Annotated in this window: 15 protein-coding genes; 3 read left to right on the top strand and 12 right to left on the bottom strand. The window is 68.8% G+C overall.

The annotated features are described in order from the left end of the window. The 8 genes from IB278_RS30570 to IB278_RS30535 all read right to left on the bottom strand — a co-directional run. A partial coding sequence (locus IB278_RS30570; protein ID WP_225613269.1) for a DUF5801 repeats-in-toxin domain-containing protein occupies window positions 1-1,892 on the bottom strand: 1,892 nt, incomplete at its 3' end. A 177-nt stretch (window positions 1,893-2,069) separates the two neighbouring features. Further along, the gene (locus IB278_RS30565) at window positions 2,070-3,797 is read right to left on the bottom strand and encodes a hypothetical protein (RefSeq protein ID WP_192327693.1); all 1,728 of its coding nucleotides are present in this window, start codon (window positions 3,795-3,797) and stop codon (window positions 2,070-2,072) included. A 22-nt stretch (window positions 3,798-3,819) separates the two neighbouring features. Continuing rightward, the gene (locus tag IB278_RS30560) at window positions 3,820-5,487 is read right to left on the bottom strand and encodes a dipeptide ABC transporter ATP-binding protein (RefSeq protein WP_192327690.1); all 1,668 of its coding nucleotides are present in this window, start codon (window positions 5,485-5,487) and stop codon (window positions 3,820-3,822) included. Beyond that, window positions 5,484-6,296: an ABC transporter permease gene (locus IB278_RS30555; protein ID WP_145743302.1), complete on the bottom strand. Its 813-nt coding sequence runs from the start codon at window positions 6,294-6,296 to the stop codon at window positions 5,484-5,486. Before IB278_RS30555 ends, IB278_RS30560 begins: the two co-directional genes overlap by 4 nt. Continuing rightward, window positions 6,296-7,240 carry an ABC transporter permease gene (locus IB278_RS30550; protein WP_192327687.1) on the bottom strand — a complete coding sequence of 315 codons (945 nt, stop codon included), beginning with the start codon at window positions 7,238-7,240 and terminating at the stop codon, window positions 6,296-6,298. Before IB278_RS30550 ends, IB278_RS30555 begins: the two co-directional genes overlap by 1 nt. Before the next feature lie 12 nt (window positions 7,241-7,252). Continuing rightward, window positions 7,253-8,878, bottom strand: a complete 1,626-nt coding sequence (locus tag IB278_RS30545; RefSeq protein ID WP_225613268.1) for an ABC transporter substrate-binding protein — start codon at window positions 8,876-8,878, stop codon at window positions 7,253-7,255. A gap of 34 nt (window positions 8,879-8,912) precedes the next feature. Next, the gene (locus tag IB278_RS30540; protein WP_186454168.1) at window positions 8,913-10,007 is read right to left on the bottom strand and encodes a C45 family autoproteolytic acyltransferase/hydolase; all 1,095 of its coding nucleotides are present in this window, start codon (window positions 10,005-10,007) and stop codon (window positions 8,913-8,915) included. Between the two features lie 2 nt (window positions 10,008-10,009). Next, window positions 10,010-11,311: an aspartate aminotransferase family protein gene (locus tag IB278_RS30535; RefSeq protein ID WP_145743854.1), complete on the bottom strand. Its 1,302-nt coding sequence runs from the start codon at window positions 11,309-11,311 to the stop codon at window positions 10,010-10,012. 232 nt (window positions 11,312-11,543) lie between these two features. On the opposite strand from IB278_RS30535, the gene IB278_RS30530 reads away from it, so the two are divergent. Then, complete coding sequence (locus tag IB278_RS30530; RefSeq protein ID WP_145743308.1) at window positions 11,544-12,458, top strand: GntR family transcriptional regulator; 915 nt, start codon at window positions 11,544-11,546, stop codon at window positions 12,456-12,458. Between the two features lie 3 nt (window positions 12,459-12,461). Here the strand turns inward: IB278_RS30530 and IB278_RS30525 are convergent, their stop codons facing one another. From IB278_RS30525 to IB278_RS30515, 3 genes are read right to left on the bottom strand one after another with little or no spacing between them, the layout of a single operon-like run. Next, a complete protein-coding gene (locus IB278_RS30525) occupies window positions 12,462-12,800 on the bottom strand; it encodes an antibiotic biosynthesis monooxygenase (RefSeq protein ID WP_145743310.1) in 339 nt (112 codons plus the stop codon). Window positions 12,801-12,835: 35 nt separating this feature from the next. After that, entirely contained in the window at window positions 12,836-13,735 is a 900-nt protein-coding gene (locus IB278_RS30520; protein ID WP_192327684.1) for an NAD(P)-dependent oxidoreductase, read from the bottom strand. A gap of 3 nt (window positions 13,736-13,738) precedes the next feature. Continuing rightward, complete coding sequence (locus IB278_RS30515; protein ID WP_145743314.1) at window positions 13,739-14,500, bottom strand: SDR family oxidoreductase; 762 nt, start codon at window positions 14,498-14,500, stop codon at window positions 13,739-13,741. Window positions 14,501-14,717: 217 nt separating this feature from the next. Between IB278_RS30515 and IB278_RS30510 the strand changes: the two genes are divergently transcribed. Together IB278_RS30510 and IB278_RS30505 are read left to right on the top strand one after the other, a co-directional pair. Further along, window positions 14,718-15,638, top strand: coding sequence for a 2-hydroxyacid dehydrogenase (locus IB278_RS30510; RefSeq protein WP_192327696.1), 921 nt, complete (start codon window positions 14,718-14,720; stop codon window positions 15,636-15,638). A gap of 21 nt (window positions 15,639-15,659) precedes the next feature. Then, the gene (locus IB278_RS30505; protein ID WP_192327680.1) at window positions 15,660-16,733 is read left to right on the top strand and encodes an L-idonate 5-dehydrogenase; all 1,074 of its coding nucleotides are present in this window, start codon (window positions 15,660-15,662) and stop codon (window positions 16,731-16,733) included. A gap of 6 nt (window positions 16,734-16,739) precedes the next feature. Here IB278_RS30505 and IB278_RS30500 read toward each other — a convergent pair whose 3' ends face one another. Then, a complete protein-coding gene (locus IB278_RS30500) occupies window positions 16,740-17,750 on the bottom strand; it encodes a LacI family DNA-binding transcriptional regulator (protein ID WP_145743318.1) in 1,011 nt (336 codons plus the stop codon). Window positions 17,751-17,884: the final 134 nt, after the last annotated feature.

Genomic DNA, 17,884 nt, shown 5'->3' with positions numbered 1-17,884 from the left:
GCATCCTGCGTGTTGACCAGCGCCGTGTCGATGGGCGCTGCCAGCACGACGGACGGGCCGTCGTCGTCGAAGCGGATGTTGGCACCGATGTTGAGCACCTCGGAATCGGTTGCGGTGTCGCCGTCCCTGTCGGTGACCGTCACCGTGTTGGTCAGGGTGATCAACGTGTCGGCCAGCGTGGCCTCCTGGTCCGCGTAGTTGGACGAATCACCCGGCAGCGCATGGTCGATCTCGGCGAACTGCTGCAGCGTCACCGAGCCGGCGGCGCTGACGGTGACGTCGAAGATGGTGTTGGCGGCAAGAATTCCGGCCTCGCTGGCAGAAGTCGAACCGATGACCTTGCCGGCCACCAGGTACAGGTAGATGGTGGCGCCATCGCTCTTGAGCCCGGAGTCGCCCCCTTGCGTGGCCACGCCAAGCGCAAAGCTCGAGGCGGTGGTGCCCGGCCCGTCGGCGCCGTAGCTGCTCGAGGTCACGCCGAAGGCGGTTGCGAAGTCCGTGGTGGCGGAGTCGGTGGCGGCACCGATGGTGTCGGCATCCTGCGTGTTGACCAGCGCCGTGTCGATGGGCGCTGCCTGCACGACGGACGGACCGTCGTCCTCGAAGACCATCATGGAGCCGACTTCTCCCGTCGCCTGCTCGAACCTGGGCAGGCTGAAACCACCGATGTCGAAACTGGCGTTGAGATTGTTGTCGGTGGCCGATCCGACGTTCTCGATCAATACACGGTTGTGGTTGGCATCCGTCTGGTACTCGATGACATAGCCGGCCTTGATTCCGCTGATCACAGCGGTGTCGCCGCTGAGGTCAATGGAAAGACCCGTGACCAGTTGTCCAGCGGAATCACGAACGACGACCGAGCTGATATTGATCGCCGTATTGTTTTGCAGGTTGTCCACATATGCGTCACCAGATGCCAGCACCGTCGTAAAGGCGCTGATCTTGACGGTGGCGGCTTTGTTGGGCTGCAATTGCGCGATAGTGAAGGACGCCGCAGTGGTGCCGAGAAGGCCGGTGAAATCGATGTTCGATTCTTCGTCGGCCTCGTTCTGATCGAGATTGGGAACCGTGTCGTCGGTGCTGGCGCCAGTCACGAAGGTGAAATACATCCCCTCGGCAGGGTTCTTGGCACTGGGCGGATCGATCATCTGGTTGTTCGTGCCAATGGTCGTGAGCCCGCCTCCCAGGCTGGTATTGACGGTGTCGCCGGTATTGATATTGGCTCCGGTCGATTCATTCGCCGGATTCTTGCCAGTCACGACGATCGCGGCGCTTGTATTGCCGAACATCGCGAACAGGTTCTGGCCCGAGGGCACATTCGCAAATGAAAACTCGCTGGCCGAGGCGACCGACACAAATAGCTTGTCCGCCAGATTGACGGCGTCATCCGGGTTCGAGGCATCCGGATTCGATATCGCTTCATACTGGACCGTCCAGAGCTTGGCGCCCGTCACAGGGCTTCCCGTTTCCTCCAGGTAGGCCGCGAACACGACGACACCGGCGGCGGTCTTCCCGTAGACGACGTTGTTGTTGGTCGTGTCGGTGTACAGGAAAATATCTTCGCCGTCGGCGGTATCAAGGCCGCTGTCGAAACCATTGAGCAATGCGCCGTTCGCGTCCGTAAATGAAACATCGGTGACCGTGCCGGATACGCTGAACGTGAATGCGTTGGTGCCGGAATTGGTCCCGTCATAGCCGCTCAGCGCGGCGTTGATGGCGGTTCCCACACCCTGCGCCGTCAGGCGGCTGCTGAAGGCCGTCGGCAGCGAGCTTACGGAAATGTCATTGTCGTTACTGTCCCCCGCAACAGCGGGCGTAGCGGCGAGGTTCTGCAAAGTGGCGGATTCGTCAAGAGTAACGGTCGAGCCGGCCGTCATGTTCAACGCAGGCATAAACACCTCCATGGTCGGAAAATTTCGCCGATGGAACGGTGCAACTTCGGGGAACGCGCTGCGCCGTCACCCAAATCGACAAGAGATCGATGCTGAACCGTCAGCCCGTGCACTGTCCATAGGCTGAAAGTTGTCACCCAAAGGATGACGCGCGGACCGGCGGGCGGCCATTGCGCGTCAGGAGTGCCCGTCCACCCGCATCTGAAAGAGGAAGTAGGGCGGAATGCAGGCTCCGCGGCCTTCGGGCTGGTCCTCGGCCCGGGCGCAGATGAAGTCGTCGCGGCAAGGCTGCTGCGCCGAGCAGCTGCGCAGGTTGCCGGGCCGCGTGTGCCTGCCCAGGCATTCGCCGAAAGGCCGGTTCGCAGCCAGGCACTGGTTGAAATCGCTGAGGATGGCGATGCCACCGCAGGTGCCGTTCCTGTCCAGCGGATCGCACGGGCCCGAGCACATGCCGCCGGGAAAGCCGACCGAGGTTTTCTCGCACACGGAGTGCGCGCCTTCGCAGGCGACGCGCGGCAGTTTCTCGGCGCGGTCCAGCCACGGGTTGGCCGACTGTGTGATGCGGGTGGGTTCGCAGCTTGCGCCGACCGTGGCTTTCTCCGGTGCGGCGTCCGTGCCCTCCGGTTCGGCGAGCGGCCGGAACGGATCGGGCTGCGGCGCGGACAGCGCGGCGTGCACATAGCGGCCGCGCCGCGCCAGTTCGTCCTGCAGGTGCGGCGAATGCGGCAGCGCGAGTGCGTTGCCCGCCGTGAAGGTGCGCGATGCGCCGCGCCGGTCGACGCCGAGCAGGTGAAAGCCCGCGACCGCGCGGCTCTGGTGGCAGCCCATGCAGCTGAGGTCGTCGAGGCGGCGCAGCAGCGCCTGCGGCGATGGCAGCGTGCGGCTGCCGGGCACGGGCTGCCATTCGCCGGGCGGGAAGAGCTGTGCGAACGGCCGGTTCGCCAGCCGCGCAAGGCCGCGCGGCGCCACCGAGATGGCCTCGGTCGCCAGGAACTTCTCAGGGATTTGCAGGGTGGCCTCGTCAAGCGTGCGCAGGTTGTCGGGCTGCTGCAGCCACTGCCGCAGCTCCTTGCGCAGCGGGGCATTGGCCTTGAGCCGCGCGACATCGGGGGTGTTCTCGAGCGGGGCCACGTCGAAGCGCCGCGTGCCGGCATTCCAGCGGAAGGCACGCAGCATGTACTCCGCATGGCCGCCGAGATCGGGCCGCACCGCCGAGGGCCAGCGCACGCTCTGCAGGTTGGTGGTGATCTGCGCGATGCGCGCGGGCGCGAGGCGCTGCAGCGCCAGCGGACCGTCGGCCGACACCAGCCAGCGGCCGAGCGCCTCGTCCTGCATCGAGGGCTGCGGCGGCTGCCAGCGCCGCGCGGTGCTCGCGCAGCTGCCGTCGGCATCGGGCGCATCGCCGCGCAGTTCCACGTTGACGGTCATCGGCAGGCGCGACTGCATTGCGGCGGTGCGGTAGGCGAGCCGGTACACCAGCCGCGTCTCGCCGCAGGCGCCGCGCTGGAACGGCCGGCGGTCCATGCGGTTGGCGACGCCCACCAGCTCGAAGAATGCGTCGGGGCTCGCCAGCCAGCGCGCATCGAACAGCCGGTGCGGATAGCGCGAGATGCCGACGCCGGCCTGCCGGTCGCTGCGCTGGATGCGCGCGATGCTGTCGCCGAGCGGCGTGGCGATGGATTGCCACGCCGGCGTGCGCATCAGCACCTGGTTGTTCGCGATGCCGTCGGCTGAAGCGGGTGCGTCGCCGATCCAGTGGGCGAAGCCGGCGCCGGAATTCTCGGCGGCCTGCAGGGCCGCCGGCGAGGTGACGAGAAGCACGGGGTCGGCCGCGCGCGCGGCGGGCGCGGCGAGAGCGAGTGCCAGCGCAAGGCCGGCGGGCAGGCAGTGGTCGAGGAGCGGCACGCCGGCGATTGTGCCGCGCCGCTCACGCGAAGACTTTCTCGGCGCAGGGTTCCGCTTTGGGCGATGCGAGCGAGGCCAGCGGCCGCGGCGTGGCCTCGAGCAATGCCCGCGTGTAGCCGTGGCGCGGTGCATCGAACACCGCGTCGCGCGTGCCCTGTTCCACGATGCGGCCGCGTTCCATCACGATGACGCGGTCGGCAATCTGCTCCACCGCAGCCAGGTCGTGGCTGATGAACAGGCAGGCGAAGCCGTGGTGCGCCTGCAGGCTCTGGAACAGGCGCAGCACCTGGGCCTGGATGGTCATGTCGAGGGCCGAGACGGGTTCGTCCGCCACCACGAAAGCCGGGCGCCTGACCAGGGCGCGCGCAATCGCCACCCGCTGGCGCTGGCCGCCGGAGAGTTCGTGGGGGTAGCGTGCGCCGAGTGGGCCGAGACCCACTTCGTCGAGCGTTTCATGCACACGGCGCGCGCGCGCCGGGGCATCGAGTTCGGGCAGATGGCGCAGCGGTTCGGCCACGATCTCGTGCACGCGCATGCGCGGGTCGAGCGAGGAGAACGGGTCCTGGAACACGAGTTGGCACGCCAGGCGGAAGCGGTGCAGCGCCGCGCGGCCGGCGCTGCGCACGTCTTCGCCGCGAAACAGGATCTGGCCGCCTTGCGACGCCGCCAGCCGCAGGATCGCGCGGCCGAGCGTGGTCTTGCCCGAGCCGCTGCCGCCCACCAGCGCGACCATCTCGCCCGGATGGATGTCGAGGTCGAGCGAATCGATCACGCGCTGCGGCGGGTGGCGCCTGAACAGGCCCGCGCGTGCGCCGGGGTAGCTCACGCTCAGGCCGCGCACCTGCAGCAGCGGCGGTTGCTGCGCGGCGGCAGCCTTTGCCTTCGCATCCTGCCGGCGCGGCAGCGCATCGACCAGCTTGCGGGTGTAGGGCTGCTGCGGCGCGACGAGGATGCCGGGCACGTGGCCGGTCTCGACCAGCCGGCCTTTCTCCAGCACGATGGCGCGCTGCGCATAGCGGCCCACCAGGCCCAGGTTGTGGGTGATCAGCAGCACGGCCGTGCCCTGGTCCCTCGCAAGGCCGACCATCAGGTCGAGCACCTCGCGCTGGCTCAGCGTGTCGAGCGCGGTGGTTGGCTCGTCGGCGATCAGCAGGCGCGGCTTCAGCAGCATCACGCTGGCCAGCATGATGCGCTGGCGCATGCCGCCCGAGAACTCGTGCGGGTAGGCGTTCATGCAGCGCTCGGGCTCGGCAATCTGCACGCGGCGCAGCATGTCGAGGCAGCGCGCGCGGATCTCGGCGGCCGAAAGCGCGGTGTGCATGCGCAGGCCCTCGGCCATTTGCTCGCCGATGCGGTGAACCGGGTTGAGCGACACCATCGGCTCCTGGAACACCATGCCGATGCCGGGCCCGCGGATCGGGCGCATCGCCTTCACGTCGCGCGTGGCCAGGTCTTCGCCGTCGAACACGATGCGGCCGCCGGTTTGCGCGATGCCCGGCGGCAGCAGCTGCAGGATGGCGCGCGCGGCCATGGTCTTGCCGCTGCCCGATTCGCCCACCACCGCAAGGAACTCGCCCGCGTGCACGTCGAACGAGAGGTCGTGCACCAGCGCCTGCGCGCCTCCGCGCAGTTCGATCTTCAGTTGCTGGACCGAGAGCACCGGCTGTGCGGTTGGCAATGCGGCACTCATGATTTCTCCGTCCGTGGATCGAGCCGGTCGCGCAGCGATTCGCCCAGCAGGTTGATGCCCAGCAGCGTGAGCGCGATGCACAGGCCCGGCACGATGCACAGCCATACGGCGGAGGCCATGTAGGGCCGCGCGCTCGAGAGCATGTTGCCCCAGGTGGGTGCCGGCGGCGGCACGCCCAGGCCGAGGAAGCTCAGCGCGCTTTCCGACAGCAGCACCCAGCCGAACATGCTGGTGGCGAGCACCGCGACGGGCGCAATGCAGTTGGGCAGCACGTGGCGCCACATGGTGTAGGCCTCGGAGTTGCCGATCATGCGCGAGGCCTCGACATATTCGCGCTCGCGCAGCGACAGCACCGTGCCCCGCACCACGCGCACCACCGAAGGGGCATAGGCCAGGCTCAGCGCCAGCACGATGCCCCACTGGTTGGCGCCGACGATCACCATCACGCCCAGCGCCAGCAGCAGGCCCGGAAAGGCCAGCAGCGCATCGTTGAGTGCCATGAGCACGCGGTCGGTCCAGCCGCGCAGGAACCCCGCGACCACGCCCGCGAGCAGGCCGATGGAGGTGGCCAGCACCACCGTGAGCAGCGCGACCAGGCAGCTGGTGGAAGCGGCGCGCATGGCGCGGCTGGCCACGTCGCGGCCGAACTCGTCGGTGCCCAGCCAGTGCACGGTCGAAGGCGGCTGCAGCTTGCTGCGCAGGTCGATGCCCAGCGGGTTGTAGGGGGTCCACACCGCGGCCACCAGCGCCATGGCCAGGAGCCCGGCCACGAGCGCGCCGCCGATGAGGGTATGCGTCTTGAATTTCATCACTGCACGGACACTCGCGGATCGAACAAGGGGTAGCACATGTCCACGATCAGGTTGATGGCCACGTAGATGCAGGCCGTGAACAGCAGGCAGCCCTGCAGCACCGGATAGTCGCGCGCGAAGATCGAATCGATCATCAGGCGGCCGAGGCCGGGCAGGGTGAACACCGTCTCGAGCACGGCGATGCCGCTGAGCAGGTGGCCCAGGATCAGCCCGATCATGGTGAGCGTGGGATTGAAGGCGTTGGGCAGCACGTGGCGGCGCAGCACCTGGCTCTCCGGCACGCCCTTGGCGCGGGCATGCGTCACGTATTCCAGCCGCAGGATCTCGATGGTGCTGGCTCGCGACATCCGCGTGAGCACGCCGGTTTCGACCAGCGCGAGCGTGGCCACCGGAAGAATCACATAGAGCAGCCCCTGCGTGAAGTTCTCCGCCATCGGCACGTAGCCGACCACGGGCAGCCAGCCCAGGTACTGGCCGAAGAACATGAGCAGCAGCAGGCCGAGCCAGAAGCTCGGCACCGAGAGCATCAGCGTGGAGGCGCCGACGATGGCCAGGTCGGCCGCACGGTCCTTGCGCCAGGCGGCGACCAGGCCGGCGGGCACGGCGATGAGCGTGGCAATGGCCACTGCCGCCAGCACGATCACCGCGCTGACCTGGAAGCGTTCCAGGATCAGCGGCAGCACCGGCAGGCCGTTGGTGGTCGACACGCCAAGGTCGCCGGCCAGCGCATGGCGCAGCCAGACCAGAAACTGCGCCGGCAGCGGCTGGTCGAGCCCCATCTGGCGGCGCATGAGATCGAGCTGCGCCGGGTCGGCACCTTCGCCCAGCATGAGCTGGACCGGATCGCCGGGAATCAGCCGCATCAGCGTGAAGACCGCGACGGCGACCAGCAGCAGCGTCGGAATCGTCATCGCGACCCGGCGCAACAGATAAGCGAGCATGGTGGCCTGGCCTCAGGAGCGGGCGTCGAGCCGCACGTTCCAGAACCGCGGCTTGGCGGGGGCCCAGCCCTTGAAGCCGGTCACGCTCTTGCGCATGGCGGTGGCATCGCTGGCGTTGAAGAGCACCACCATCGGCACGTCCTGCAGCATCTGGCGATGCATCTCGTCGAAGAGGCTCTGGCGCCGTGCCTTGTCGCTCGCGGTCATCGATTCGGCGAGCCGGGTTTGCGCAAAGGCGCTGTCCCACACCTTGCGCGGCTGGCTTGCCTTGGGCCCCGACACCATTTCGTAGTTGAGCGAGGGATCGATGCGCGCCGAATAGATGAAGGCCATGGCCTGGTACTGGCCCTTGGTGTAGCGGTCGAGCTGGGTGGCCCAGTCGAGCACCTCGAGTTCGACGTTGATGCCGGCCTCGGCCGCCATCGCCTGCACCAGCACGGCGGCGGAGTAGAGCGCCTCGTAGCGCTTGTTGGCAAGCAGGCGGATCGGCTGCCCCCGGTAGCCCGCTTCGGCCAGCAGCTTCTTCGCCGCGCCCAGGTCGCGCTTGTAGCCGCTGGCCTGCGCCGGGCTGTAGTAGGGGCTGGACGAGGGCACCACCGAGTTGTTGACGGGCGAGAGGCCCTCGGTCACGGTGCGCGCGATTTCAGGCGTGTCGAGTGCAAGGGCGAGCGCGCGGCGCACGCGCACGTCCTTCAGCACCGGGTCGGCGGTCTGGAGCAGCAGCGCCACCATGCTCATCACGGGCGTGGTGTCGACGATCACGTCGCTGCGCGCGCGCATTTCGACCACGTCCGACGGGCTGGGGCTCAGGAAGGCATCGATGCCGCCGCTGTAGAGCGCGGCCTTCGCGGCCGCCGAATCGGGAATGACGGCGAAGCGCAGGTTCTCGATCTCGGCCTTCTTGCCGCCGGTGTATCCGTCGCGCGGTTCGGCGCGCGAGACGTAGCCTTCGAAGCGCGTCAGCTCCACGTGCTGGCCGCGCTTCCATTCCTTGATCCGGTACGGACCCGTGCCCACGGGTTCCTTCCACTGGCCGTCGGCGCCTGCCGAGCTGCGGTGCAGCACCGCGGCGCTGCCGCAGTCGGGGCGCGCCATCATCGGCAGGAAGAGGCTGCTCGCGCGCTCGAGCTTGAAGACCACCGTCTTCGGATTGGGCGCCTCGATCGACAGCACCTTGGTCATTCCCTTGCCGTCGAACTCGGACAGGCAGCGCCAGCCGCTGGTGGGCTTCAGGTAGCGCTGCCAGCTCCATACCACGTCGTCCGCGGCGAGCGTGGCGCCGTTGTGGAACTTGACGCCGTCGCGCAGCGTGAAGGTGTAGGTGAGCCCGTCGGCCGAGGTGTCGATGCGGCTTGCCAGCATGGGGCCGACGGAAGTGTCTTCGCGCAGCGCGACCAGGCCCTCGACCACATGCAGCAGCACGTTGTCGGTGTTGTCGTCGCGGTTGCCGCCGGGGTCGGTGGAACGGATGTCGGAGTTGATCTGTATGCGCAGCGTCTGGCCGGCGCCGTTCTGGGCCAGGGCCGAAGCCGTCGTCCAGAGGCACAGGCCCGCGGCGGCGATGCGCATCGGCCAGCGCAGGCGCGGGCGTGCAAGAGGCGCCGCCTTGGCGGCCGGGCGGGGTCGGGGCAGTTTCATGGAAACACTCCTGGCGAGGGCTGGGCGTGGCATGTCAGAGGGAATACTCGGTGAACCGGTGGGCCTTGAAGGGAGCCGGTGCGATACGCATCCTGCGTGCCGCCGGGTCCATGACGATGGTGGCCACTGTGGCCGACGACGCACCCCCGGGGCCCGCGCTCGGGCTTCGGCACACGGCGCGCGGTGCGCCGAAGCGGTCCTGCAGTGCGTCGAGCACGTCCTGCTCGGTGAGGTCGCCCGCGCGCTTGTGCAGCGCCTCGGTCACCCGCCGGTCGCGGTAGAGCGAGTCGGGCGTGGTTTCCAGGCTGCGGTCCACCACGCGTGCCAGCGCGGCCGCCGTCTTGAAGTGGTTGGCGTGCACCAGGATGCCGTTCTCCGGCTGTTGCCAGAAGACCTGCTCCGGGCAAGTTTCCAGGCTCACCGCCTCACCCTCCGCGTGCGTGAGGATCATGTTGTTGGATATCGAGCGCGCCGTGCGGCACACCACGCCCAGCGCATTGGCATAGAGCTCCGACTGCAGGATGCCGCGGCGGATCAGCGCCAGCGGCACGCCTTGCTGCCTGCCGTCGCCATCGGCCTTGATGAAGTTGCCCGTCACCGCGATGCCGGCGCTGTTGAGCCCGGCGCGTGCCAGCGTGCCCGCTTCGGCGAAGGTCAGCATGGCCGGGCCCTTGGCGGGCTGGATGCGCAGCACCACGCCGAGCTCCAGGCTCTCGACGCGCCAGTCCCAGTTCTGCGCGTGGATGAGCCTGCCGTCGCGCGCGGCGGAGGGCATCACCACCACGCCGGTGCAGCCGTCGGGCGGCTCGGTGGCTTCGAGCTGCGCAAAGGCATAGAGCATCTCGCTGCGCGCATTGAGCGCGATGATGTCCTCGGCCGGGACGCCCGCGCCTTCGGCCACGCCCTCGATCTCGCGCAGCATGCCGGCGTCGAAGGCCTCGATCACCGGCATGAAGCGGCGTGCGAGCGCGCGGGTGCGGTCCCAGCCGAGGCCCACGCGTTCGAAGGCCAGCCGATAGGTCCGCAGGCTCAGGTCGATGCGGTCGCCGGCCGCGCGGCCGTACTGCTGGCCGCACTGGCGCGCGTCGCCTTCGATGTCGTAGAGGGGGAATGATTCGATGTTGTCCATGTTCATGCTTCCTTGTCCGTCGGGCGCGCAGTCTGCGCGATGGCTGTGCGCAGGGCATCCACGATCTGCCCGATGTGTTCGCGCCCGATCGTGAGCGGCGGCGAGAGCGCGATGGTGTCTCCCACCGAGCGCACCAGCACGCCCAGCTCGACGCATTGCTGCGCCACCGCTTGCGCGTGCGTGCCCGGACCGTCGGCCCAGGCCTGCAGCTCGATGCCGCCGAGCAGGCCCGTGTTGCGGATGTCGATCACGCCCGGCAGGCCGCGCAGGCCATGGATTGCGTCCTCGAAGAAAGGCGAGAGCGCTGCCGCCTGCGCGATGAGCCCGTCTTCGGTGTAGGCGTCCAGCGTGGCCATCGCGGCCGCGCAGGCCAGCGGATGGCCCGAATAGGTGTAGCCGTGCGAGAGCTCGATGGCGCCGACGCTTCCCTGCATGAAGGCGTCGTGGATTCCGTCGCGCATCAGCACGGCGCCCATCGGCACGGCGCCGTTCGTGAGGCCCTTGGCGGCGGTGATGAGGTCTGGCGTCACGCCGAACAGATCGGCCGCGAAGTTGGCGCCGAGGCGGCCGAAGCCGGTGATGACTTCGTCGAAGATCAGCAGCACGCCGTGCCGGTCGCAGATTTCGCGCAGGCGCTTCAGGTAGCCGCGCGGCGGCGGCAGCACGCCGGTCGATCCGGCCACGGGCTCGACGATCACCGCGGCCACGGTCGAGGCGTCGTGCAGCGCAAACAGGGCTTCGAGCGCATCGGCCTTGTCGATGCCGTGCTCGGGCTGTCCGCGCGAGAACGCATTGCGCACGAGGTCGTGCGTGTGGGGCAGGTGGTCCACGCCATTGAGCAGCGGCCCGAAGGTGCTGCGCTGGCGGCCGATGCCACCCACCGAGATGCCGCCGAACCCCACGCCGTGGTAGGCGCGCTCGCGGCCGATCAGGCGGTAGCGGCCTGCGTCGCCGCGCGCCCGGTGATAGGCCAGCGCGATCTTGAGCGCGGTGTCGACCGACTCCGAGCCGGAATTGGTGAAGAAGACGTGGTTCATGCCCTCGGGCGCGAACCGGGCGAGGCGCTGCGCGAGTTCGAAGGCCGCGGGATGGCCGATCTGGAAATTCGAGGCGTAGTCGAGCACGTCGATCTGCGCCTTCATGGCTGCGCTGACCCGCGGGTTGCGATGGCCGGCGTTCACGCACCAGAGGCCGGCGATGGCGTCGAGCACACGGCGGCCGTCGGCCAGGTCGTAGTGCAGGCCCTCGCCGCCGACGATCAGCCGCGGCGACTGCTTGAACTTGCGGTTGGGTGTGAAGGGCATCCAGAACGCCTCGAGCGAAGGCGCAATGCCGGTGGTCGGCGCGGCAGCGGCAGAGGAGGGGGGCAGGGTGTCGGCAAGGGCCACGAGTAGGTTTCTCCGTTGGGAAACGACCCGGTGCCCGGGTCGCCGTGGGGCCGATCTTAGGAATGAAGATTGTATTTTTGACGCAAGATGTACATGGTTTTTCGAGGCGAAAAATACAAAGATGCCATGATCATGGCCCCTTCGAACGATGAACAAGCCGATCGCATCCATCCCGCCCCTGACGCAGCGCGTGAGCCGCTACATCCTCGACCAGGCGTTGGCGGGCGGCTACGAGAACGGCCGCCACATGACCGAGGCCGACCTGGCCGGCCGGCTGGGCATTTCGCGCACGCCGGTGCGCGCTGCGCTGCGCTTTCTTCATGAGCGCGATGTGCTGGCGCACGCGCCCAACCGCGGCTACACGCTGGTTGCCGGCCGCGAGGCGCTGGCGCTGGTGCGGCGCGAACTGCCCGAAGACGAAGAGAAGACGCTTTACTACCGGCTGCTGCGCGATCGCCTGTCGGGCAAGCTGCCCACGCGCGTGAACGAACTCGAACTCGCGCAAGGCTACGGCGTGGCGCGGGCGCTGCTGCGCACCGTGCTCACCACGCTGCTGCAGGACGGCGTGCTGCGCGGGCGGCACTATCAGCGCTGGGAATTCACCGAAACGCTGGACTCCGTCGAAAGCGAACGCGAGAGCTACCGGTTTCGCCTCACGGTCGAATGCGCGGCATTGCGCGAGCCCGGCTTTCGCGTCGACCACGAAAGGCTGCTCGCCTGCCGCGAACGCCAGCGCGCGCTGCTGGCGCAGGCCTCGCGGCATTCGTGGATGGACTTCTTCGAGGCCAATGCGCAGTTCCATGAACTGCTTGCCGCCGCCTCGGGAAATCGCTTCATCCTGGACGCGGTGCGGCAGCAGAACCGGCTGCGGCGCATGTCGGACCTGTCGGACTATCCGTTGGTGAACATCGACCTGCTGCACACCTCATGCCGCGAACACCTGCAGATCCTCGAGGCGGTGGAAGACAACGACCTCGAGGGCGCCGCGGCACACATGCATTCGCACCTGAGCCGGGCAAGCGACCTGGTCGAGCGCCGGGCAATGGGCGTGCTGGGCGATTGAGCATCAAAGGCTGGCGAGCGGAAATTCCTCGGCGCTGAAGACCGTGTGGAAGACCGTGCCGTCGAACATCTCGAACAGGTGCTTCGAGACCTCGCGGCTTTCGTAGCGCACCGGCGAATCGAGCGCATGCGCGATGTCTTCGCGGCTCGCATAGCGGGTCGACAGCACCATGGCGAGTTCGGGATCGCTCACGTCGCTCTCGATCTGGCGCAGCACGCGCACTTCGAGCACGCCCGGAAAGCGGGTCCACAGCGGCACCAGCTTTTCGTGCACGTGCCGGTCGAAAGCCTCTTCCATGCCGGCCTTGACCCGGCCCCGGAAAAACGCGCAACGGATGAACATGGTGATCTTCTTTCTGTGGATGGCCAATATGCGCTTCAGCCGCGCGCGTAGCCGTTGAACTGCCGCATCATGGCGGCCGTGTCTTCCGCCCCGAGCCCGGCCGCGACGAAGGCGCGGTGCAGCTCGGAGACCGCGCCCGCCAGCGGCAGCGGCAGGCGTTCGCCCTGTGCAAAGGCCTGCACCGCCTCGAGGTCCTTGAGCATGTTGTCGATGCGGCCGGTGGGCGTGAAATCGCGCGCGGCCATCTTGGGGCCGAACTCGCGCAGGATCTGGCTGTCGGCCCGGCCACCGGCCAGCGCGGCGTGCAGCTTCGACGCATCGACGCCGCCAGCCTCCGCCAGCCGCACCGCCTCGGCCACGGCCTGGAAGCCGATGGCGCAAAGCAGCTGGTTGACCAGCTTGGTGGTCTGGCCCGCGCCGCTTTCGCCCATGCGGGTGTAGTTGGCGCACAGGCTGTCCATCACGGCGCGTGCGCGTGCCACGTCGTCCTTGCTGCCGCCTGCCATGACCGTCAGCTGCCCGAGCAGGGCCTTGGGGGCACCGCCCGACAGCGGCGCATCGACGAAACCCATGCCCGTGCGCTCGCGCAGCGACTGCGCGAGCCGGCGCGTGGAGGCCGGGTCGATGGAAGACATGTCGATCAGCAGCCGTTGCGGATCGGCGGGCGCGGCAGCGGCCACGCCGGCTTCGCCGAAGAGCGCGCGCTCCAGCACCGCCGCCGAGTTGAGGCTGGTGATGACGAAGCCGCTGGCCGACGCGGCCGCGGCCGCGCTGCCGGCGGTGCGCGCGCCCTGCTGCTCCAGCGCGGCCACCTTGGCGGCGTCGAGGTCGAACACGCACACCGCGTGGCCGCATTCGAGCAGGCGGCGCGCAATCGCCGAGCCCATGATGCCCACGCCGATCACGGCCACGCGCTGGCCAGGCTGCGCGGACATGGATCAGAGGCTGGCGGTGATGCCGCCGTCCACGTACAGGATGTGGCCGTTGACGAAGCTCGATGCGTCCGATGCCAGGAAGATCGCCGCGCCGCCGAGTTCTTCCACCTCGCCCCAGCGCCCGGCGGGCGTGCGGCCGGAGAGCCAGGCCGTGAAGGCTTCATCGGCCACCAGCGACTGCGTCAACTCGGTCTTGAAATAGCCCGGCCCCAGGCCGTTGACCTGGATGCCGTGCTTGCCGAGGTCGATCGCCATGCCCTTGGTGAGCATCTTCACCGCGCCCTTGGTGGCGGCATAGGGTGCGATGCCCGGGCGGCCGAGTTCGCTTTGCACCGAGCAGACGTTGATGATCTTGCCGCGCTTGCGCTCGATCATGCGCTGCGCCACGAAGCGGCCGACGAAGAACACGCTGTCGATGTTGGTGGTGGTGATCTTGTGCCAGGCATCGATCGGGAACTCCGCGAACGCGCCGCGATGCTGCATGCCGGCGTTGTTGACCAGGATGTCGATGGCGCCGACTTCGGCTTCGATGCGGGCCACGCCGGCCTCCACGGCGGCGGCGTCGGTCACGTCGAAGGCCATGGCCTCGGCTGCAACGCCCCGGGCGCGCAGCGCGTCGCGCGCGGCTTCGAGTGCGGCGGCATCGCGCGCATTGAGCACGATGCGCGCGCCGGCCGAGCCCAGTGCCGCGGCCAGCGCGAAGCCGATGCCCTTGCTGGAGCCGGTGATGAGGGCGGTGCGCCCGGTCAGGTCGAAGAGTTTCAAGCGGGGCTCCAGGAGGGATGGCGGAATGCGCAGGCGCGGTGGCAATGTAAATACGTTACCGGTATCTTATTGTGCCGTCAATGGTGGAAACCTTCGTGGGGCTTCCCTTGGGCAAGTTGGCAACGCAGTTAAAGTTACCGGTATCTATTTTGCGCAGCCGCGCCATCCCCGCAGGAGAATCCGCTTGACCGCTGTCCCCCGACCCCCGCATGTGCTGATGCCCGGCCCCTATCCGGAATGGGATATGGAGCCGATGCAGGCGAGCTACACGCTGCTTCGCTGGTGGGAGGCGCCGGACCGGCAGGCCTTCATCGCCGAGCACGCCGCGGACATCCGCGCCGTGGCCACGCGCGGCGAGCTGGGTGCCAGCGCCGAGCTGATCGCATCGCTGCCGGTGCTGGAGCTGATCGCCTGCTATGGCGTGGGCACCGACGGCATCGACCTTGCGGCCTGCCGTGCGCGCGGCATCCGCGTGACCAACACGCCCGACGTGCTCAACGGCGACGTGGCCGACCTGGCCGTGGGCCTCGCGCTCGCGCTGCAGCGGTCCATTCCAGCCGGCGACCGCTTCGTGCGCAGCGGCGAATGGGCCAAGGGCCCGATGCCGCTGGCCACCCGCTTCTTCGGCCAGCGCGTGGGCATTGCCGGCTTCGGACGCATCGGCAGCACCATCGCGCGGCGGCTCTCGGGCTTCGAGATGGAGCTGGGCTACTTCAGCCGCACGGCGCGCGAGGACAGCCCGCATCGCCACTTCGCCAGCCTCGCGGCCATGGCCGAATGGTGCGACGTGCTGATCGTCATCCTGCCCGGCGGCGAGGCCACGCGCGGCATCGTCGATGCGAAGGTGCTGCAGGCGCTCGGCCCCAAGGGCTGGCTCGTGAATGTGTCGCGCGGCACCACGGTGGACGAGGGCGCGCTGCTGCAGGCGCTCGAGCAGCGCGCCATCGCGGGCGCGGCGCTCGACGTGTTCCTGCACGAGCCGCGCATCGACCCGCGCTTTGCGGCGCTCGACAATGTGGTGCTGCACCCGCACCATGGCAGCGGCACCGAGCAGACGCGCCGCGCCATGGGCGAGCTGGTTCGCCGCAATCTCGAGGCCCACTTCGCGGGCCGGCCCCTCGTCACCCCGGTCGCCTGACGGCCTGAAGGAGAAAACCCCATGCGTATGCGCTGTATGTGCCTCGTGATCCATGCCCCCGACGACCTGCGCCTGGAGGAACAGGACGCCGGAGACATCGGCCCGGGCCAGGTGCTGGTGAAGGTCGGCATGGGCGGCATCTGCGGCTCCGACCTGCATTATTTTCACAACGGCGGCTTCGGCACCGTGCGTATCAAGGAGCCGATGGTGCTGGGCCACGAGGTGGCCGGCACCGTGGTGGCCACGGCGCCCGGCGTCGACAGTGTGCGCATCGGCGACAAGGTGGCGGTCAATCCGAGCCGCCCCTGCGGCGCCTGCAAGTTCTGTCTCGAAGGCCTGCCCAACCAGTGCCTGGACATGCGCTTCTACGGCAGCGCCATGCGCACGCCCCACGTGCAGGGCGCGTTCCGCAACATGCTGCTGTGCGAGGCCACCCAGTGCGTGAAGGTGGCCGACCATGTGCCGCTGCGCCTGGCGGCGCTGGCCGAGCCGTTCTCGGTGGGGCTGCATGGCGTGTCGCGCGCAGGCCCGCTGCTGGGCAAGCGCGTGCTGGTGTCGGGCTGCGGGCCCATCGGCGTGCTGGCCATCGCGGCCGCGCGCGCCCACGGCGCGGCCGAGATCACCGCCACCGACGTGGTCGACGAGCCGCTCGCCATCGCGCGCGCCATGGGGGCCGACCATGCCATCAACGTCGCGCAGGACAGGGGCTGGGTGTCGCGCTATTCGGCCGACAAGGGCACCTTCGACGTGATGCTCGAATGCTCCGGCAACGAGCGCGCGCTGCGCGACGGGCTCGAGGTGATGCGCCCGCGCGGCGTGGTGGTGCAGCTGGGGCTGGGCGGCGACGTGAGCATTCCGCAGAACATGGTGGTGGCCAAGGAGCTCAGCATCTGCGGCTCGTTCCGCTTCCATGCGGAATTCGCGCTGGCGGTGCGGCTCATCAACGAAGGCCGGGTCGACCTGTCGCCGGTCGTGTCGCACACCTTCCCGATGCAGCAGGCGCGCGAGGCCTTCGAGCTGGCCAGCGACCGGAAGCAGGCGATGAAGGTGCTGATCGACTTTGCCGACGTCGGCGCGGAAACCACCGCGGCCTGAACACCTTCAGGAGCTTTCCCGCTGCTCGACGCGGAACGGGATCAGCACCGTTTCCGCGGGCGGGCGGCGGCCATCGCGGGAGCCGTCGATCACGCGCAGCAGCAATTCGCCCGCGGCCCTGCCCATGCCCACGCAGTCCAGCGCCACGGTCGTGATGCGCGGGTGCGAGGCGCGGGCCACCTCGAAGTCGCCGAAGCCCGCGATCGCGATGCGCCCTGGCACCTCCCAGCCGCGGCGCTGGCACTCCATCAGCGCGCCGAAGGCCGAGAGGTCGGACACGCACATCACCGCGTCCACGTCGGGCCATTGCCGGATCAGCTGCACCACGGCCTCTGCGCCTTGCGCCATGGAGATCGGCGGCTGCCCGAAGCCGATGACGCGCCCGTCGGGCAGGCCCAGTTCGCGGATCGCCTCGGCATAGCCGCGCTGCCGGTCGGCCCCGCGCGTGTCGCGGTTCGAGGTGCCGCCGATGAAGGCGATGCGCCGGTAGCCCTGGCCGTGCAGGTGCCGCACCATCGCGGCGGCGGCTTCCGCGTTGGAGAAGCCGACCGTGTGCTCGATGGGCGTGGCGGGCAGGTCCCAGGTCTCGACCACCGGCACGCCGGCTGCCTGGAGCATGGCGCGCGCGGCGGGCGTGTGGGCGCCGCCGGTAAGGATCACGCCCTCGGGCCGGCGCGCGAGCATGGCACGCAGCAGGCGCTCCTCCGTCTCCACGCGGTAGTCGGTGTAGCCCAGCAGCAGTTGCAGTCCGCGCGCTTCTAGGGCGGCGGCGATGCCTTGCGCGGTTTCGGAAAAGTTGGAGTTGTTCAGCGACGGGATCAGCACCGCGACGAAGCCCGAGCGCTTGCTGGAGAAGGTGCGCGCGGTCTGGTCGATCACGTAGCCCATCTCCTCGCAGGCCTGGAGGATGCGCTGGCGCAGCGCCTCCGAGGTCGCGCGGTCGCTGCCGGTGCGGCGGTTCAGCGCGCGCGACACCGTCATCTTCGAGACGCCGACGCGCGCGGCGACGTCGGCCATCGTCGCCGGGCGAGGCGGGGGGGAGGCTGCTTTGGACGAAGGCAAGGGACAGGTCTCTCTGGAATGCTGGAACGCGGGTCCGAGGATAGGCGACAGCCGGGCTGAAATGGCAATCCGCATGCGGCAACGCGCCC

This window comes from Variovorax sp. VRV01 (assembly GCF_014852545.1).
In the GTDB taxonomy this organism is placed as follows: Bacteria; Pseudomonadota; Gammaproteobacteria; order Burkholderiales; family Burkholderiaceae_C; genus Variovorax; species Variovorax beijingensis_A.
The sequence above is the reverse complement of the archived record's forward strand: the minus strand, read 5'-3'. Positions and strand labels throughout refer to the sequence as shown.

Bases quoted from the DNA above. Each gene is read 5' to 3' on its own strand.
- IB278_RS30560 (WP_192327690.1), bottom strand. From the start codon at position 5,487: ATGAGTGCCGCATTGCCAACCGCACAGCCGGTGCTCTCGGTCCAGCAA.
- IB278_RS30555 (WP_145743302.1), bottom strand. From the start codon at position 6,296: ATGAAATTCAAGACGCATACCCTCATCGGCGGCGCGCTCGTGGCCGGG.
- IB278_RS30550 (WP_192327687.1), bottom strand. From the start codon at position 7,240: ATGCTCGCTTATCTGTTGCGCCGGGTCGCGATGACGATTCCGACGCTG.
- IB278_RS30545 (WP_225613268.1), bottom strand. From the start codon at position 8,878: ATGAAACTGCCCCGACCCCGCCCGGCCGCCAAGGCGGCGCCTCTTGCA.
- IB278_RS30540 (WP_186454168.1), bottom strand. From the start codon at position 10,007: ATGGACAACATCGAATCATTCCCCCTCTACGACATCGAAGGCGACGCG.
- IB278_RS30535 (WP_145743854.1), bottom strand. From the start codon at position 11,311: ATGCCCTTCACACCCAACCGCAAGTTCAAGCAGTCGCCGCGGCTGATC.
- IB278_RS30530 (WP_145743308.1), top strand. From the start codon at position 11,544: ATGAACAAGCCGATCGCATCCATCCCGCCCCTGACGCAGCGCGTGAGC.
- IB278_RS30525 (WP_145743310.1), bottom strand. From the start codon at position 12,800: ATGTTCATCCGTTGCGCGTTTTTCCGGGGCCGGGTCAAGGCCGGCATG.
- IB278_RS30520 (WP_192327684.1), bottom strand. From the start codon at position 13,735: ATGTCCGCGCAGCCTGGCCAGCGCGTGGCCGTGATCGGCGTGGGCATC.
- IB278_RS30510 (WP_192327696.1), top strand. From the start codon at position 14,718: ATGCCCGGCCCCTATCCGGAATGGGATATGGAGCCGATGCAGGCGAGC.
- IB278_RS30505 (WP_192327680.1), top strand. From the start codon at position 15,660: ATGCGTATGCGCTGTATGTGCCTCGTGATCCATGCCCCCGACGACCTG.
- IB278_RS30500 (WP_145743318.1), bottom strand. From the start codon at position 17,750: ATGGCCGACGTCGCCGCGCGCGTCGGCGTCTCGAAGATGACGGTGTCG.